The 14,837-nt window shown below is 70.4% G+C and carries 15 protein-coding genes; 6 read left to right on the forward strand and 9 right to left on the reverse strand.

Features of this window, described 5'->3' with window-relative positions:
• Window positions 1–130: 130 nt before the first annotated feature.
• Entirely contained in the window at window positions 131–1,921 is a 1,791-nt protein-coding gene (locus tag ACFQ9K_RS27040) for a DEAD/DEAH box helicase (protein ID WP_378720865.1), read from the reverse strand.
• 62 nt (window positions 1,922–1,983) lie between these two features.
• On the opposite strand from ACFQ9K_RS27040, the gene ACFQ9K_RS27045 reads away from it, so the two are divergent.
• Window positions 1,984–2,832 (forward strand): carbon-nitrogen hydrolase family protein, encoded by an 849-nt coding sequence (locus ACFQ9K_RS27045; RefSeq protein ID WP_378720863.1) that lies wholly within the window; start codon window positions 1,984–1,986, stop codon window positions 2,830–2,832.
• A 76-nt stretch (window positions 2,833–2,908) separates the two neighbouring features.
• Window positions 2,909–3,532 carry a phosphoribosyltransferase gene (locus ACFQ9K_RS27050; RefSeq protein WP_378720862.1) on the forward strand — a complete coding sequence of 208 codons (624 nt, stop codon included), beginning with the start codon at window positions 2,909–2,911 and terminating at the stop codon, window positions 3,530–3,532.
• Window positions 3,533–3,543: 11 nt separating this feature from the next.
• Here the strand turns inward: ACFQ9K_RS27050 and ACFQ9K_RS27055 are convergent, their stop codons facing one another.
• The 5 genes from ACFQ9K_RS27055 to ACFQ9K_RS27075 all read right to left on the reverse strand — a co-directional run bounded on the left by ACFQ9K_RS27055 (window position 3,544) and on the right by ACFQ9K_RS27075 (window position 7,510).
• Window positions 3,544–4,068, reverse strand: a complete 525-nt coding sequence (locus ACFQ9K_RS27055; RefSeq protein ID WP_378720861.1) for a gamma carbonic anhydrase family protein — start codon at window positions 4,066–4,068, stop codon at window positions 3,544–3,546.
• Window positions 4,069–4,143: 75 nt separating this feature from the next.
• The gene (locus tag ACFQ9K_RS27060; protein ID WP_378720860.1) at window positions 4,144–4,998 is read right to left on the reverse strand and encodes an ESX secretion-associated protein EspG; all 855 of its coding nucleotides are present in this window, start codon (window positions 4,996–4,998) and stop codon (window positions 4,144–4,146) included.
• Window positions 4,995–6,314 (reverse strand): hypothetical protein, encoded by a 1,320-nt coding sequence (locus tag ACFQ9K_RS27065; protein ID WP_378720859.1) that lies wholly within the window; start codon window positions 6,312–6,314, stop codon window positions 4,995–4,997. The genes ACFQ9K_RS27060 and ACFQ9K_RS27065 overlap by 4 nt, the downstream gene beginning before the upstream one ends.
• Complete coding sequence (locus ACFQ9K_RS27070) at window positions 6,307–6,747, reverse strand: hypothetical protein (protein WP_378720858.1); 441 nt, start codon at window positions 6,745–6,747, stop codon at window positions 6,307–6,309. Before ACFQ9K_RS27070 ends, ACFQ9K_RS27065 begins: the two co-directional genes overlap by 8 nt.
• A 37-nt stretch (window positions 6,748–6,784) precedes the next feature.
• A complete protein-coding gene (locus ACFQ9K_RS27075; protein ID WP_378720857.1) occupies window positions 6,785–7,510 on the reverse strand; it encodes an alpha/beta hydrolase in 726 nt (241 codons plus the stop codon).
• Between the two features lie 170 nt (window positions 7,511–7,680).
• On the opposite strand from ACFQ9K_RS27075, the gene ACFQ9K_RS27080 reads away from it, so the two are divergent.
• Window positions 7,681–8,604 carry an SMP-30/gluconolactonase/LRE family protein gene (locus tag ACFQ9K_RS27080; RefSeq protein ID WP_378720856.1) on the forward strand — a complete coding sequence of 308 codons (924 nt, stop codon included), beginning with the start codon at window positions 7,681–7,683 and terminating at the stop codon, window positions 8,602–8,604.
• Here the strand turns inward: ACFQ9K_RS27080 and ACFQ9K_RS27085 are convergent.
• On the reverse strand, window positions 8,589–9,569 hold the full coding sequence (locus ACFQ9K_RS27085) for a helix-turn-helix transcriptional regulator (protein WP_378720855.1): 981 nt from the start codon (window positions 9,567–9,569) through the stop codon (window positions 8,589–8,591). The genes ACFQ9K_RS27080 and ACFQ9K_RS27085 overlap by 16 nt on opposite strands.
• Before the next feature lie 97 nt (window positions 9,570–9,666).
• Here ACFQ9K_RS27085 and ACFQ9K_RS27090 point away from each other — a divergent pair, with 97 nt between their 5' ends.
• Window positions 9,667–10,812 (forward strand): epoxide hydrolase family protein, encoded by a 1,146-nt coding sequence (locus tag ACFQ9K_RS27090; RefSeq protein ID WP_378720854.1) that lies wholly within the window; start codon window positions 9,667–9,669, stop codon window positions 10,810–10,812.
• Between the two features lie 42 nt (window positions 10,813–10,854).
• On the opposite strand, the gene ACFQ9K_RS27095 is transcribed toward ACFQ9K_RS27090, so the two are convergent.
• Window positions 10,855–11,757, reverse strand: a complete 903-nt coding sequence (locus ACFQ9K_RS27095) for a hypothetical protein (protein ID WP_378720853.1) — start codon at window positions 11,755–11,757, stop codon at window positions 10,855–10,857.
• Window positions 11,758–11,962: 205 nt separating this feature from the next.
• On the opposite strand from ACFQ9K_RS27095, the gene ACFQ9K_RS27100 reads away from it, so the two are divergent.
• Together ACFQ9K_RS27100 and ACFQ9K_RS27105 are read left to right on the forward strand one after the other, a co-directional pair.
• Window positions 11,963–13,135 (forward strand): acyl-CoA dehydrogenase family protein, encoded by a 1,173-nt coding sequence (locus tag ACFQ9K_RS27100; protein WP_378720852.1) that lies wholly within the window; start codon window positions 11,963–11,965, stop codon window positions 13,133–13,135.
• Between the two features lie 9 nt (window positions 13,136–13,144).
• Entirely contained in the window at window positions 13,145–14,272 is a 1,128-nt protein-coding gene (locus ACFQ9K_RS27105; protein WP_378720851.1) for an acyl-CoA dehydrogenase family protein, read from the forward strand.
• 38 nt (window positions 14,273–14,310) lie between these two features.
• On the opposite strand, the gene ACFQ9K_RS27110 is transcribed toward ACFQ9K_RS27105, so the two are convergent.
• Entirely contained in the window at window positions 14,311–14,820 is a 510-nt protein-coding gene (locus tag ACFQ9K_RS27110) for a hypothetical protein (RefSeq protein WP_378983749.1), read from the reverse strand.
• Between the last annotated feature and the right edge of the window lie 17 nt (window positions 14,821–14,837).

The following is a 14,837-nucleotide window of genomic DNA, read 5'->3' on the forward strand; positions in this document are numbered from 1 at the left end:
AGAGCAGGCTGCGCCATTGTCGCTCATCACGTCTCGAGTTTTCGCGGGACACCCGCTGCCGTCGGCACTAATTAAGCCCGGACGGCAACACTGTAGCTAGCGCCGCTGACCTCGGGGAAGCCTCCCCGGCTCAGGAGCGTGGCTTACGCCGCTCCGGCCGCTTCGCCGGTGCGCCCTCGCGGCGCGGCCCGCGGGTGAACGAGCGCTGTCCCGGCGGACCCTGATCGGGGGTCAGCTGGATGAGCACGCCGCTGATCCTGGTGCGGCGCAACGCCTCCAGGGTCTCCGGCGGGAGGTTCGCGGGAAGCTCGACCAGGCTGTGGTCGGGCCGGATGCTGATGTGCCCGAAGTCGCTGCGGCGCAGGCCGCCCTCGTTCGCGATGGCGCCGACGATCGCGCCGGGCACCACGCGGTGCCGCTTGCCGACGCTGATCCGGTAGGTCGCCAGCTCGGTGCCGTTGGCCCGGCTGTGCTGACCGAAACCGGAACGGTCGTCGTCACCTTCGAAGCGGCGCGGGCGGTCCGGGCGTTCGCGGCGCTCGCGCACCGGCTCCGGCGGCTCGGGCTGCATCAGGAAGTTGTCGCCGTCGCGGGACAGCACCGCGAGCGCCGCGGCGATGTCGACCAGCGGAATGTCGTGCTCGCGTTCGTAATCCTCGATGAGCCTGCGGAACAGCGCCAGGTTCGACGAGGTCAGGCTCTCGGTGATGTTGTCGCCGAACTTGGCCACGCGCTGCGCGTTGACGTCGTCGACGCTGGGCAGCTGCATCTCCTCGAGCGGATGCCGGGTGGCCCGCTCGATCGACTTGAGCAGGTGGCGCTCGCGCGGCGCGACGAACAGCAGCGCCTCACCGCTGCGCCCGGCCCGGCCGGTGCGGCCGATGCGGTGCACGTAGGACTCGGTGTCGTGCGGGATGTCGTAGTTGACCACGTGCGAGATGCGGTCCACGTCCAAGCCGCGCGCGGCCACGTCGGTGGCGACCAGGATGTCCAGCGCACCGGACTTGAGCTGCCCGATGGTGCGCTCCCGCTGGTTCTGCGCGATGTCGCCGTTGATCGCCGCCGCGGAAAAGCCCCTGGCGCGCAGCTTTTCGGCCAGCTCCTCGGTGGCCTGCTTGGTGCGCACGAAGATGATCATCGCCTCGAACGACTCCACCTCGAGCACCCTGGTCAGCGCGTCCAGCTTGCGCTGATGCGAGACCTGCACCCAGCGCTGGGTGATGTTGGTGGCGGTGGAGGTCTTCGACTTGACCGTGATCTCGACCGGATTGTTCAGGTACTGCTTGGAGATCTTGCGGATGGCCGCGGGCATCGTGGCGGAGAACAGGGCGACCTGCTTGGTCGACGGCGTGTCCTTGAGGATGCGCTCGACGTCCTCCTGGAAGCCCATCTTCAGCATCTCGTCGGCCTCGTCCAGCACCAGGTACTTCAGCTGGGAGAGGTCGAGCGTGCCCTTCTCCAGGTGATCGATCACCCGGCCGGGCGTGCCGACCACGACGTGCGCGCCGCGGCGCAGGCCGGACAGCTGAACGCCGTAGGCCTGGCCGCCGTAGATCGGCAGCACGTGCAGCCCGGGGATGTGCGTGGCATAGCGGCCGAATGCCTCGGCCACCTGGATCGCTAACTCGCGGGTCGGCGCGAGCACCAGGGCCTGCGGAAGTTTGCCGGAGGTTTCGAGACCCATCAGGATCGGGATCGCGAACGCTGCGGTCTTGCCGGTGCCGGTCTGCGCGAGGCCGACCACATCGGCGCCGGTGAGCAGTGGCGGAATCGTCGCAGCCTGGATCGGCGACGGCGACTCGTAGCCCACATCGGCGATGGCCGCGAGCACGCGGTCATCGATCCCGAGATCGGCGAAGGTCGGGCCGTCGGTGTCCCTGTCGTTGTCGCCAGGAACGCTGTCGACCTGATTGGTACTCATTGACCAGGAGTTTACTGCCTCGTGCTGGCTTGCCCGGCCACCGCCCCAATACGGTGAGACCTATGCAACTGGATAGCTCCGAAACGAATCAGACCACAGCACCGAACCAGCTGGACGTCGCGGTCGTCCAGTTCGCCCCCGGCACCGACCCGTCGGCCAACCTTTCCGCGCTGCGCGAGCACGTCCGCGCGGCGCGCGATCGGGGCGCGTCGGTGGTGGTCGCGCCGGAATACTCGATGTTTGCCGTCACCCGGCTCGACGACCGCGTCGTGGCCGCCGCCGAACCTCTGACCGGGCCGTTCGTCACCGGACTCGGCGAGATCGCCGGTGAATTCGGGGTTCATCTGGTGGCCGGAACGGTCGAACAGATCGCGCCGGACAGTAACCGGATCCGCAACACCCTGGTCGTCCTCGGACCGGATGGAAATCTGGTCACCACGTATCGCAAGGTTCACCTCTACGACGCCTTCGGGCACCTGGAATCGGAGGTGATCGAGGCAGGCGCGATCGAGCCGCCGGCCACCTTCACTGTGGCGGACGTGACATTCGGCTTGCAGACCTGCTTCGATCTGCGCTTCCCGGAGGGCATCCGCCGGGTGGCCGCCGCGGGCGCGCAGGTGCTGGTGCTGCCGGCCCAGTGGATTCCCGGTCCGGCCAAGGTCGATCAGTGGACGACGCTGCTGCGCGCACGGGCCATCGAGAACACCGTGTACGTGGCCGCGGCCGATCAGGCCGCCCCGCTCGGCGCGGGCGCGTCGATGATCATCGATCCGACCGGCGCGGTGCTCACCGAACTGGGAGACGAACCGGGCGTGTTGACCGCGGGCATCGATCTCGCCCGGCTGGCCGAGGTCCGCACCGCCAATCCGAGTCTGTCGCTGCGCCGATTCGAGATCGCGGAGCGCGGCTGACCGGCACGCCGAGCGACCCGGCGCAGTATCGCGAAGCGGACAGATCGGGCGACCGGTCGGCGTAGCGTTTCAGTGGATGATCTACCCCGATCGGACGGCCGCCGGTCGCGCGCTCGCCACGCAGCTGGACACCCTGCGCGCGGCCCATCCGCTGCTGCTCGGCCTGCCGCGCGGCGGGGTTCCGGTGGCCGCCGGGGTGCGCGAGATCATCGGCGGTGACCTCGACATCCTGCTGGTCCGCAAGCTCGGCGTGCCGTGGCAGCCGGAGCTCGCGATGGGCGCGATCGGCGAGGGCGGGGTCCGGGTGCTCAACGCGGATGTGTTGTCGCACATCGAGGTGACGCCGCAGGAGTTCGCCGAGATCGAAGACCTCGAACGGGTGGAACTGGATCGCCGCCGGATGATGTGGCGGGGCGACTCGGCGCCGATCCCGCTCGACGGCCGCACCGTGGTGATCGTCGACGACGGAATGGCCACCGGCGCGACCGTCGTGGTGGCCTGCCGGGTCGCCCGTCGGCATCGGCCGGCCCGCATCGTGGTCGCGATCCCGGTCTCCTCGGCCGAGGCGCTGCGCCGAGTCGCCGCGGAAGCCGACCAGATCGTCTGTCCCCTGGTCCCGGAGACCCTCGGCGGCGTCGGCACCGCCTACGAAGACTTCCACCAGCTCGAGGACGACGAGGTCACCACCCTGCTCGCCTGAGTCCGCGGCGGTCAGACCTCGGTGATCCCCTTGCGGTGGCGTTGCGCGAGTTCGGCGTAGAAGGCGGGGTTGAGTTGGATCCACATCTGGGCCTGGGTGCCTTCGATGGGGCGCTTCACCACGGCGGGGGAGCCCGCGGCCAGCACACCGTCGGGGATCTCGGTGCCCGGCTGCACCAGCGAGTGCGCGGCGACCATCGAGCCGGCGCCGATCTTCGCCAGGTCCAGCACCGTGGTCCCGTTGCCCACAATGGCTTCCGCGCCGACGGACGCGCCGTGGAACACCACGCTGTGCGCGATGGTCGCGCCCGCTCCGATCTCCATCGGCACGTCCGGCGGCACGTGCAGCACCGCGTTGTCCTGGATGTTGGCGCGCTCGCGAATGATGATCGGCGCCAGGTCCGCGCGCAGCACCGCGCCGTACCAGATCGAGGCGCCTGCCTCGACCCGCACGTCGCCGATCAGGGTCGCGGTCGGCGCGATGAACGCGGTCGGATCGACTTGCGGGCGTTTGCCTTCGAATTCATAGAGGGGCATCCGCCCACCGTAACGCCGAGAGCACGCCGCGGTCCGGGACGGATTTGGCGGGACCGACCGCATCCCGGTCCGTGACTACCAGCGGTCGGCGTAGGCCCCGGCCCGCTCGGCGGCGGTGACCATCGGGCGCAGCTGTGCGATGAATCCGTGTGCGGTCACCGGAATGATGTCCACGTCCGTGCCGGTGCGCACCGAGTAGCGGCCGTCGTCGACCACATCGATCCAGCAGAGCACCCCGAACGGCCGCAGCTCGCCCGCGCCGCGCCGGGCGGACACCACGATCTGACCGATGCCGTCGCGCGGCTGCCGCAACATTCTGCGGATCCGGCTGGGCACGGTCGGCCCGGCGACCGGCACCGTAACCAGGTCGCGGCTGTCCTCGCCGACCCGGGCCAGCGGCGCGGTCAGTCGCGGGGTCTTGCCGGGCGCGCGTTCCGGCAGCATCGAAACGACCCGGGCGGTCAGGCTTTTCACACTCCCGACGAACAGCCGGATGTCCCCGCCGCGATCCGCGGTCGCGCCGGGACGCTGCGCGGCCACCACCGCGACATTGCCCGCCGCGGCACCCAGCACCCGCACCGGACGGACCGTCCCCGCATCGGAGTCCGGCGCCCCGCCCCGCTCACCGATATCGCCGGCTGGGGCATGGGGCATCCGCTCCGTTCGCCCGGCCGGCCCATCCGAACTCGGCGGGCCGGTGCGCTCGCCGAACACCTCGATCCGCAGTTCCGGCGCGCCGAGCACGCGCAACGCCGCCTCCAGATCGGGGTCGAGCACCCGATCGCACCAGTTCTGTAAGGCCGGTAGTTGCGCGTCCCGTTCGTCGGTGTCGCGCGCGGACAAGCGAACGGCCAGCGGATAGGGGATCCGATCACCGTCGGTCCGCGCCCAGGCCAGCGCGAACTGGTCCGGCGTCAGCGTCCAATTCACTCCAGCTCGGTCCACTCGCCGAGCACCGGCGGCGTGGTCGGATCGATGGCACCGATCAGCTCGCCGTTGTCGTCGGCCGGTTCGAGATAGGTCGGCAGGTCGTCGAAGTGGAAGTCGTCCTCGTCCTCATCGTCGAAGCGCGGGGCGCGCGCGTTCGCCGCGGCGCTCGCGGCGACGCTGGCGCCGTGCCGAGGCGCGTCACCGACGGCCATCGCGCCGCCCATCAGGCCGCCCATCGCGCCGGCGCCGAGCCCGGCGACCGCGTCGCCGCTGCTGGGCGAGTTGCTCCGGCGTTCTTCGCGTTTGCGTTGTTCGTCCGGGGTGCCCGCGCCCGCGGTGCCCGGCACGCTGATCGGTGCGCCCGTCGAGGCGGTGGTGGTGTTCGGTGCCGCGGCGGCGGCCGACGTGGGCGTGGTGTGCGGCCGGATCGCGGCCGGGGTCAGCGAGAGCGGAGTGTCCGCCGCGGCCGCGGTGACCCTGGGTGCCGCCGGGGTGGCGGGACTTCCGGCCTCGGTGACCGTGCTCGACGCGGCCACCGTCGCGGGTTGGGTTTCCGCGGGCTGCTGCTCGGCCGGCGTGGGTCGCTCGGCCGCCGACGCGTCGGCGGCGGGCGCGTCGACCGGTTGCGTCGCGGCGTCCGATATCTGCGCCGGAACCTGTTGCGCGACCGGCGTTCCCGCGTCGATCCCGGCGCCGGTGAGCTTGGCGGCAGGGGTGCCGCTCGGCGCGGCCTGCACATCGCCGAACTGCTCGTCCAGGAAGGCGGGCACGTTGTTGCCGGTCGGGATGAACACCCCGGCGTAGATGTCGTTCATCGAGCGCACGATGTCCTGCCGCGTGTGCTCGGTCGTCTTCTGATCGGCGACATTGCTGGTGGCCGCGGTCGGATCCAGCAGCGCGGCACCCAGATCGGGCGCCTTCCCGGACGGTGCGGACACCGCGGCCCGCAACGCCTCCGCCGCGTCGCCCGCCTGGCCGAGCCGCTGCGAGACCACCGCGAGCACGTCCGCGAGATCCTGGCCGGTCTGTTCGAACGCGTATACGGCCTCGACCGCCTGCTGGGCCGCGCTGCCGCGCCAGCCGTCGGCGATATCGGCCCGAATCTCGATATGCGCCTGCGAGATCGCCTCGGCCAGCCCCGCCGCCGCGTCACCCCAGGCCTGCCGGCCGCCGCTGAGCACCGCGGGATTCAGCAGCTGGACCTTGTCGTGGATTTCCTGATGGGTCAGGTTGTCGAAGACCTCGACATTCGGCGCGTACGCCGGGTCGTTGCGCCGGGCGAGCAGCCGCTCGGGCGTGCGGGGCAACTTACGCATGCGCCGCCCCCTCCGCGTCGATCCGGCCGACGGCCGAGGCGAGCACGTGATCGGCCCGGTGGTAGGCCGCGCCCGCGGCCCGGAAGGTCAGCGCGAGTTCCCTGGCGGCCTCGGCGTATTCCCACATCCGGGTCAGCGCGCCGTGCGCCTTGGACTCGAAGCCGGCGCGCAGCGCGTCACCGGAGGCGAATCCGCCGAACCCGGGCAGCGACGAGGCGGCGCTGAGCGTGCGGATCTGGTCCTCGATCTGATTGGCGAGCTGCTCGTAGCGGCGCGCGCAGCGTTCGTGCACCCCGTCCGCCACGAGCACCCGGTCGATCCACAGGTCCCCGTCGTCGACCGCGCTGTGCAGTCCGGCGGCACTGGCTCCCGGCGCCGCGTAAGCCGAAAGATCCGGGCTCCCGACCCCGTTGGCGTTCTCGTCAGCTGGCATCTGGCGTCCCCCTTCCTCATCTCTGAGCAGGCTCAGTTCACGGGCGCCGGGCCAACCCCACGACGGCACCCTGCATCCAGTCCGCGATGTCGGCAGCGACCCGCGCGTGCACCGGCTCGTGCAGAAGATCGTGCCCGGCATCGGTGTACTCGCGTAAATCTACCGACTCGTGGCGCTGAGTCCATACCCTTACCGCATCAATCGGTGCCCGCCGGTCCTCGACGCCGTGCACCGCGAGGATCGGAAGACCGCGTGGCAGTGGTGTTCCCAGCGCGTCCGGGGTGCCGCCGCCGAGCGCCCGTTTCGATACGCCGGACAGCACCAGGCCGCGCACCGCGTCCGCCGGGATCGCCGGCCGCAGCGGGTAGGCGCGTTCCACCGCGGCGGTGTTACCGGTCGTCCCCGGCGCTTCCGGTACCGCGGCGCCGAATAGGCCGAGCACAGTGGCCGCGCCGAGCGAATGTCCCATCAGGACCAGCGGCGGTCGCGGTTCCGTGGCCCGGACCAGATCGACCAGCATCCGCGCATCGGCGACCAGCTCCAGCAGGTTGCCGGGATCGCCGTGATCGCCCTCGCTGAGGCCCTGCCCGTAGGTGTCCAGGGCCCACGTGCCGATGCCCGCGGCCCTGAGCGTGCGGGCGAAGCGGTGATAGTGACCGCTGTGCTGACCGACGCCGGGGAGCAACAGCACGGTCGCGACGCTGTTTTCGACCGGCCACCGCCGATAGTGCATCCGGCCGCGCTCGCCGTCGAAAAATGGCATTCCCCGATCTTGCCAAATATTCTGTCGCTCAGGGGACTTCATGCCGCCTCCGGGCGGGCGTGGGAGGTCTTCGCCCCGGCCACACGCGGTGTGAGAACGGACCGCTTCTGTTCAGGTGGCTAGACTGCCAGCCGATCGTCGTGCCTGCTTACCGAGACCCGAGGTGCCCGTTGAGAACACTCCGTCGCCCAGGTTCGTTGCTGTGGCCCGCCGTGCTGGCCGCCCTGGCGTGCACCGCACCGATTGCCGCCGCGGACCCGATCGCCGCCGCGGACCCGGTCGCCGCGTGCGCGCCCGCGCTCGCCGCGACCGCGGTGCCCGCCGGGGTGCCGATGCTCGACTGGTCGGAGAACGTCGGCTACGACGCGCAGGGCAACCTGTGGGTGTCTCGGACCTACCGCAGCGAGGTGCAGCGGTACGACCGTTCGGGCGCCCTGACCGCGACCGTTCCCGTCGAGTTCCCCGGCGCGGTGCGCAGCGGACCGGACGGACTGCTCTATGTCGTCTCCGGCGACTCGCCGACCAGCGCGATTCGTCCCGGCGGTGTCGTCCGCTTCGATCCGGCGGCCGTGCACCCCACACCCGAGGTCTTCGTTTCCGGATTCACCTTTCCCAACGGCGCGGCCTTCGACGCGACGGGCGATCTCTACGTCGCGTCTACCGTCGGCGTGATCCGCGTGCGCCGAGACGGGAGCGTCGACACCGGCTGGACCGAGAAGGCCGCGAAACTGGGTGCCAATGGGATTGTGGCGCAGGGGCGTTCGCTGTATGTGACGGTCAATGGCGGCCCGCTCGGCCAGATTCTCCGGATCTCCATCGATGACCCGAGTAACCAGACGGTGATCGCTAACCTCGCCTCGGCGCTGCCCGGCGTCCCGGATTTCGCCGACGATCTGCTCGTGGACGCCGACGGGATCCTGTACGTCACCACGCTTTCCGGCCAGTTGGTTCGCATCGACCCGGCCACCGGCGTGGCCTGCGCGGTGCTGTCCGGTGAGCCGATGACGTCGGTCGTCGCCACGCCGGGGCAGCCGAACGAACTGCTGGCCGGCACCGAGGGTGGCGCGGTGCTGCGCGTTCAGTTGCCGCGCTGACCCGCCGGGCCGACGGCGCGTTCGATTCGCGCGGAGACCGTGCGCAGCGCATGGATCAGCTCCGGCGGTTCGTGCACGGTGAACTCGGTGTCGAGCGCGATAAGCCGGTGCGCCAACCACTCCGGGGCGTCGTCCCGGAGCGTGTCCAGGCGGCAGGTGTTCTCGTCGATCGCGACAACGTCGCCCGGCCCGTCACCCAACCGGCCCGTGATCCGTTGGGCGGCCGCGTGAAAGGTGACCGAAAGCCGGAAAGTCGGTGTGCCCCAGTCGGTCCGGCGGCCCGCCACATACGCCGCAGGGTCGGTGGCGGGTAGTGCGCGTGGCGTGAAGCGCGCTGCCGTCGGCCGCGGACCTTCGATCCGGTCGACCCGGTAGATCCGCCAGTCGTCGCCGTCGACGTCATACCCGACGAGATACCAGCGGTGCCGCGACGGTGCGAGCCCGACCGGTTCGGCATGCCGCCGCGATTCCCGGCCACTCCCGTCGCGATACCCGAAACGCACTCGCTCCCGGTTGGTTACGGCCGCGGCCAGCGTCGTCAACACCTCCGGATCCACCAGCGGACCGGTATCGGCGGGCAGCGCCAGCGCGGTGCCGAGCACCCGCACCCGGCGGCGCAGCTTCGCGGGCAGCACCTGCTCCAGCTTGGTCAGCGCCCGCACCGACGATTCCTCGATGCCCGCGACCGCGTAACCCGCGGCCGCCCGCAGCCCGACCGCGATGGCCACCGCCTCGTCGTCCTCGACCAGCAGCGGCGGCAGCGCCGACCCGGCGACCAGCCGGTACCCGCCCGCCGCCCCCATCGTCGCCTCGACCGGGTAGCCCAGCTCACGCAGCCGATCGATATCGCGGCGCACCGTCCGGTCGGTGACGCCGAGCCGTTCGGCCAGTTCGCTGCCCGGCCATTCGCGCGGAGTCTGGAGCAGGGACAGCAGGCGAAGCAGTCGTGCCGGTGTGTCGTTCATGAATTCGAGGATTCCAGATAACTAGGACATAGATAGTCCTATATGGGTTCTAGCGTGGTGCACAGATCGCCAGCCCCACAGGCAAGGAGCCGCACCGATGACCGACCACCGCACCGCCGTTCGCCCGTTCCGCATCGACATCCCGCAGGCGGACCTGGACGACCTGCACGACCGGTTGCGCCGCGCCCGCTGGTCACCGCAGCTGCCTGGCTCGGGCCGCGACCGCGGGGTTCCGGTCGACTACCTGCGCGAGCTCGCCGACTACTGGCGCACCGAATTCGACTGGCGCGCACAGGAGGCGGCGCTCAACGAGTTCCCCCAGTTCCGCACCGAGATCGACGGCCTCGACGTGCATTTCCTGCACGTGCGCTCGCCCGAACCGGACGCGGTGCCGCTGATCCTGACCCACGGCTGGCCGAACACCTTCGTCGAATTCACCAAGACCATCGGGTTGCTCGCCGATCCGCGCAAGCACGGCCTCGACCCGGCGCAGGCATTCCACGTGGTCGTGCCGTCGGTGCCCGGTTTCGCGTTCTCCGAGGCGCCGCACGACCTGGGGATGACGCCACGCCGGGTGGCCGAGATGTGGCTGGTGCTGATGGACCGGCTCGGTTACCGGCGATTCGGCGCCCAGGGCGGCGATCTCGGCGCGTATGTGGTGCCGGAACTGGCGATCGCCGCGCCGGACCGGGTGCTCGGCGCGCACATCGACGGCGGCATCGGCATGCCGAGCGAGGCCGACGTGCCGACCATGACGCCGGACGAGCGGGCCGAATGGGATCAGATGCAGAAGTGGATGACCGGGGTGAACCACCACGCCCTGCTGCACGCCGCGCCGCAGACCTTCGCACACGCGTGGACCGACTCACCGGTCGGCCTGCTCGGCTGGCTCGTGCACAAGTTCAACGAATTCGCCCCGCTCGTCGACCGGGCCGAGGACGCCATCGACCGCGACCACCTGCTGACCAATATCAGCCTGTACTGGTTCACCAATACCGCGGCCACCTCGTCCTGGCCGATGTACAACGGCCTCGGCGACAACGGATTCGCCTGGCCGAAGGGCCAAAAGCTGGTGCCGACCGGTGTTTACGCCGGCGGCTCGGCGCTGATGCTGCGACTTGCCCAGCGCGACAACGACATCGTGCACTGGCCGGCGGGCAACACCGGCAATCACTTCGTGGCGATGGAAGTTCCGCGGACGCACGTCGCCGACATCCGGGCCTTCTTCGCCGGGCTGCGCTGAATCAGCCGGTGCGGCACCGCCGTTCGCGGCGGTGCCGTCTGGTCAGTTGGCCGGGGCCGGCTTGGTGAACTCACCGTGCACCGCGGCACCCGCGGGCGCACCGGGGGCGGACGGTGCGGGCGGCGGCGCCGGGGCGGGTGCCGGGGCAGGCTCGGGCGACGGGGGAGCGACCGGGGCCGGAGCGGGCGCCGGCGCCGGGGCGGGCTTCTGCTCGGTGGTCGGCGCGGGCGCGGGCAGCGGGCCGGTCTCGGTTCCGTTCGGTCCTGGCGTGACCAGTCCGCCGGGCGCGTTCGTGTTCGACGGCGCCGGATGGGCCACCGGCTGGTCGGGCACCATGAAGGTGCCGACGGTCGGCGTCATCAGGCAGTGCGCGAACGGGTAGTCGATGATGCCCCACATCGAGGCGATCACCGTGCCGGGTCCGCTGTTCACCGTCTTGGACAGCGACGGCAGGCCGTACTCGGTGATGTCGTCGAGCGAATCGATGCCGCTGGCGCCGTTGTTGATGTTCACCCAGGCCACCACGAGGCCGGAGGCCAGCGGCGTGCCGGTGTGCGCGGGGGTCGCGCTGAACCGCAGCGAGCCCGGCGCGACATTGAGGTCCTGGCTGTTGCCGACGCCGTCGGTGGTCGCGGCCGCGATGATCGTGGTGACCGGGCCGATGCTGCCGCAGCCGAAAGTGGGTGCGGCGTAGGCGAAGGGGGTGAAGGCGCTGGTGACGTGGCGCAGTCCGGCGACGTCGGCGAGCTTGGTGTACTGGGTCAGCGCGGCGACACCCGCCTGCGCGCTCGGGTCGGGGCCCGCGGTCTCGTTGAGGTAGGTCAGCGCGGCGTCCAGCGGTGACGGTTCGGGATCCGCGCCCGCCGTGCCACCCATGGTCAGCGCCGCGCCGATGCCGAGAGCTGTCACGGCCGTGGCGGCGCGTGCGATGGTCCTGCCGTTCACTCGAACTCCTCGATACGCAAAGTCTCGGGGTCCCCAACCCACGTGCAGCAACGTACCAGTTCGCGCGGAATACCGCCCAGGTAGCGCTGCCGTTCACCGGTGTCGATGCCCGCGAGCGTGTCCTGCCGGTGTGATCCACTCGACAGTAGAGGATTACTGGAGGGTAGGTTGGACTCGGACGTACGAGACACAGACGGAGCTGCGTATGAAAATAAGCCTGTCCCCCGATGATGTCGCCTTCCGCGACGAACTGCGAAACATCTATCGGACCGAGATCCCCGCGGACATCCGTGAGCGCGCCAAGTACGGCCAGGAGCTGTCCCGCGCCGACATCGTCCGCTCGCACAAGACCCTCAACGAGCACGGACTCGCGGTGCCCAACTGGCCGGTCGAATGGGGCGGCAAGGACTGGACCCCGATGCAGCGCCACATCTGGCAGGACGAGATGCAGCTGGCCTCGGTGCCCGAGCCGCTCACGTTCAACGCGCAGATGGTCGGCCCGGTGATCGCGCACTTCGGCTCGCAAGAACTCAAGGAGCGCTTCCTGCCGCCCACCGCCGCGCTCGACATCTGGTGGTGCCAAGGCTTTTCCGAGCCCGACGCGGGGTCGGACCTGGCCTCGCTGCGCACCACCGCGGTGCGTGACGGCGACTCCTACATCGTCAACGGCCAGAAGATCTGGACCACCCTGGCTCAGTACGCGGACTGGATCTTCTGCCTGGTGCGCACCGACCCGAGCGCGCCGAAGAAGCAGGCGGGCATCTCGTTCCTGCTCTTCGACGTGAAGTCGCCCGGCGTCACCATCCGCCCGATCAAGCTGATCGACGGCGGTTACGAGGTGAACGAGGTGTTCTTCGAAAACGTCCGCGTCCCGGCCGATCAGCTGGTCGGCGAGGAGAACATGGGCTGGACCTACGCCAAGTTCCTGCTCGGCAACGAGCGCACCGGCATCACCGGCGTCGGCCGCACCAAGGTGAAGCTCGGCATCGCGAAAGAGTATGCGGCGCAGACGAAGTCGGGTGACGGCACGCTGCTGTCCGATCCGCTGTTCGCGGCCAGGATCGCCGAACTGGAGAACGAGCTGCTGGCCCTGGAACTCACCCAGCTGCGCGTGGTCTCCAATTCCACCGACGGCAAGCCGAATCCGGCGTCCTCGGTGCTGAAGCTGCGCGGCTCGGAGCTGCAGCAGGCCGCCACCGAGCTGCTGGTCGACATCGCGGGCCCGGACGCGCTGCCGGTCGGCGCCGAGGGCATCGCTTCGCCCGGTTGGGCGCAGCGCAGCGGTCCCGGCTACCTGAACTACCGCAAGACAACCATCTACGGAGGCTCCAGCGAGGTGCAGCGCACCATCATCGCCTCCACGATCCTCGGATTGTGAGGCGCCGCCATGGATTTCGATCTCACCGATGAACAGGAAATGCTGCGGGACACCGTGCGCGACCTGCTCGCCCGCAACTACGACCCGGAGACCCGGCTGAAGGTGACCGACACCGAACTCGGCTGGAGCCGCGAGGTGTGGGGGCAACTCGCCGAGCTCGGCGTGCTCGGCCTGACCTTCACCGAGGAGGACGGCGGCGTCGGCGCCGGCCCGGTGGAGACGATGGTCGTGCTGCACGAGGTCGGCCGCAGGCTGGCGCCCGAGCCCATCCTGGACGCGGTGCTGGTGCCCGGTGCGCTGATCACCGCCGCGGGCAGCGCCGAACAGCGGCAGCGAGTGCTGCCGGAGGTGGCCGCGGGCAGCAAGCTGCTCGCCTTCGCGCATGCCGAGCCCGGCGTGCGCTGGCCGTCCACCGACCTGGCCACCACGGCTGTGCCGCAAGGTGATTCGTACGCGTTGACCGGCATCAAGAACCCGGTCGCACACGGCGACTGTGCCGACGAGCTGGTGGTCAGCGCGCAGCTGCCGGGTGGCGGGACCGGGCTGTTCCTGGTCGGCGCCGAGGCGGCCGGCGTCACCCGCAAGTCCTACCGCACGGTGGACGGGCAGCGTGGCGCGCAGCTCGAGTTCGAGCAGGCGCAGGCGGAGCTGCTCGGCGGCGATGGCGACGCGGCAGATGCGATTCAGTCGGCGCTGGTGTTCGCGCAGGCGAGCCTGTGCGCGGAGTCCGTCGGTGCGATGGAGGAGGCGCTGCGACTGACCACCGATTATCTGAAGCAGCGCAAGCAGTTCGGGGTCACGCTGTCGAAGTTCCAGGCGCTCACGCATCGGGCGGCCGACATGTACGTCTCCCTGGAACTGGCGCGCAGCATGAGCCTCTACGCCACCGCGGCCGTCGCCGATGGTTCGAGCGACCCGCACGTCGCCTCGCGGGCCCGGCTCCAGGTCGGCCGGTCCGCGCGGCACATCGGTCAGGAGGCCATCCAGATGCACGGCGGCATCGGCGTCACCGCGGAATACCCGGTCGGGCACTACGTGGCCCGGCTGACCGCGATCGAGCGCACGCTCGGCGGCGGGCTCGAGCACCTGCGGGTGCTCAGCGCGCGGGTCGGCGAATACGCCCTGCCCGAGTTGTAAACCCTTGCGGTGGTGCGCGATCCGCGCACCACCGCGGGTCACTCGTCGTCGGTGGACGGGCTGCCGTAGGGATGGGTGGTCGGCTCGTCCGGGGTGGTCGTGGTGGGCCGGGGCCTGGTGGTCGTCGGCCGGGGCGTGGTCCGCCGCGGCGTGGTGGTCTCGGTCGTGGTCGGCGACTCGGTGGTCGGCCTGGCGTCCTCAGACGGGCGCTCGTGCGGCGGATTCCCGTTCGGCAGGGCGCCCGGCGCCTCTTCCGGGGGCGGGGTTTCGCCGGGAGTCGTGGTGCTGAATCCGGTGAACGGCGACGCGTGCGGCGCCTGGTAGGGCGCGATCTGCCAGGTCGGTGACGGGGGAATGGCCACCTTGGGCACGGTCAGGGTCGGTCCCTCGTGCGCCACCGGCGCGACGTTCGGGTCCGACTGCAACGGCGGGGGCGCCACATAGGTGTCCTGCTTGCCGATTCCGCAGGCGCCGATGAGGATGAGCCCAACCGAGATCGCGCCTGCGGCGATCGCCGGACCTGCGATCTTGGTCCTGGTGCTCTCCATCGGTGATTCACTCCTGC

It is taken from the genome of Nocardia sp. NPDC056564 (assembly GCF_042793755.1).
Classification (GTDB): Bacteria; Actinomycetota; Actinomycetes; order Mycobacteriales; family Mycobacteriaceae; genus Nocardia.

Coding starts and splice junctions, on each gene's coding strand:
- ACFQ9K_RS27040 (WP_378720865.1), bottom strand. CDS start 1,921: ATGAGTACCAATCAGGTCGACAGCGTTCCTGGCGACAACGACAGGGAC.
- ACFQ9K_RS27075 (WP_378720857.1), bottom strand. CDS start 7,510: ATGCCATTTTTCGACGGCGAGCGCGGCCGGATGCACTATCGGCGGTGG.
- ACFQ9K_RS27100 (WP_378720852.1), top strand. CDS start 11,963: ATGAAAATAAGCCTGTCCCCCGATGATGTCGCCTTCCGCGACGAACTG.
- ACFQ9K_RS27070 (WP_378720858.1), bottom strand. CDS start 6,747: ATGCCAGCTGACGAGAACGCCAACGGGGTCGGGAGCCCGGATCTTTCG.
- ACFQ9K_RS27090 (WP_378720854.1), top strand. CDS start 9,667: ATGACCGACCACCGCACCGCCGTTCGCCCGTTCCGCATCGACATCCCG.
- ACFQ9K_RS27105 (WP_378720851.1), top strand. CDS start 13,145: ATGGATTTCGATCTCACCGATGAACAGGAAATGCTGCGGGACACCGTG.
- ACFQ9K_RS27085 (WP_378720855.1), bottom strand. CDS start 9,569: ATGAACGACACACCGGCACGACTGCTTCGCCTGCTGTCCCTGCTCCAG.
- ACFQ9K_RS27045 (WP_378720863.1), top strand. CDS start 1,984: ATGCAACTGGATAGCTCCGAAACGAATCAGACCACAGCACCGAACCAG.
- ACFQ9K_RS27050 (WP_378720862.1), top strand. CDS start 2,909: ATGATCTACCCCGATCGGACGGCCGCCGGTCGCGCGCTCGCCACGCAG.
- ACFQ9K_RS27065 (WP_378720859.1), bottom strand. CDS start 6,314: ATGCGTAAGTTGCCCCGCACGCCCGAGCGGCTGCTCGCCCGGCGCAAC.
- ACFQ9K_RS27055 (WP_378720861.1), bottom strand. CDS start 4,068: ATGCCCCTCTATGAATTCGAAGGCAAACGCCCGCAAGTCGATCCGACC.
- ACFQ9K_RS27110 (WP_378983749.1), bottom strand. CDS start 14,820: ATGGAGAGCACCAGGACCAAGATCGCAGGTCCGGCGATCGCCGCAGGC.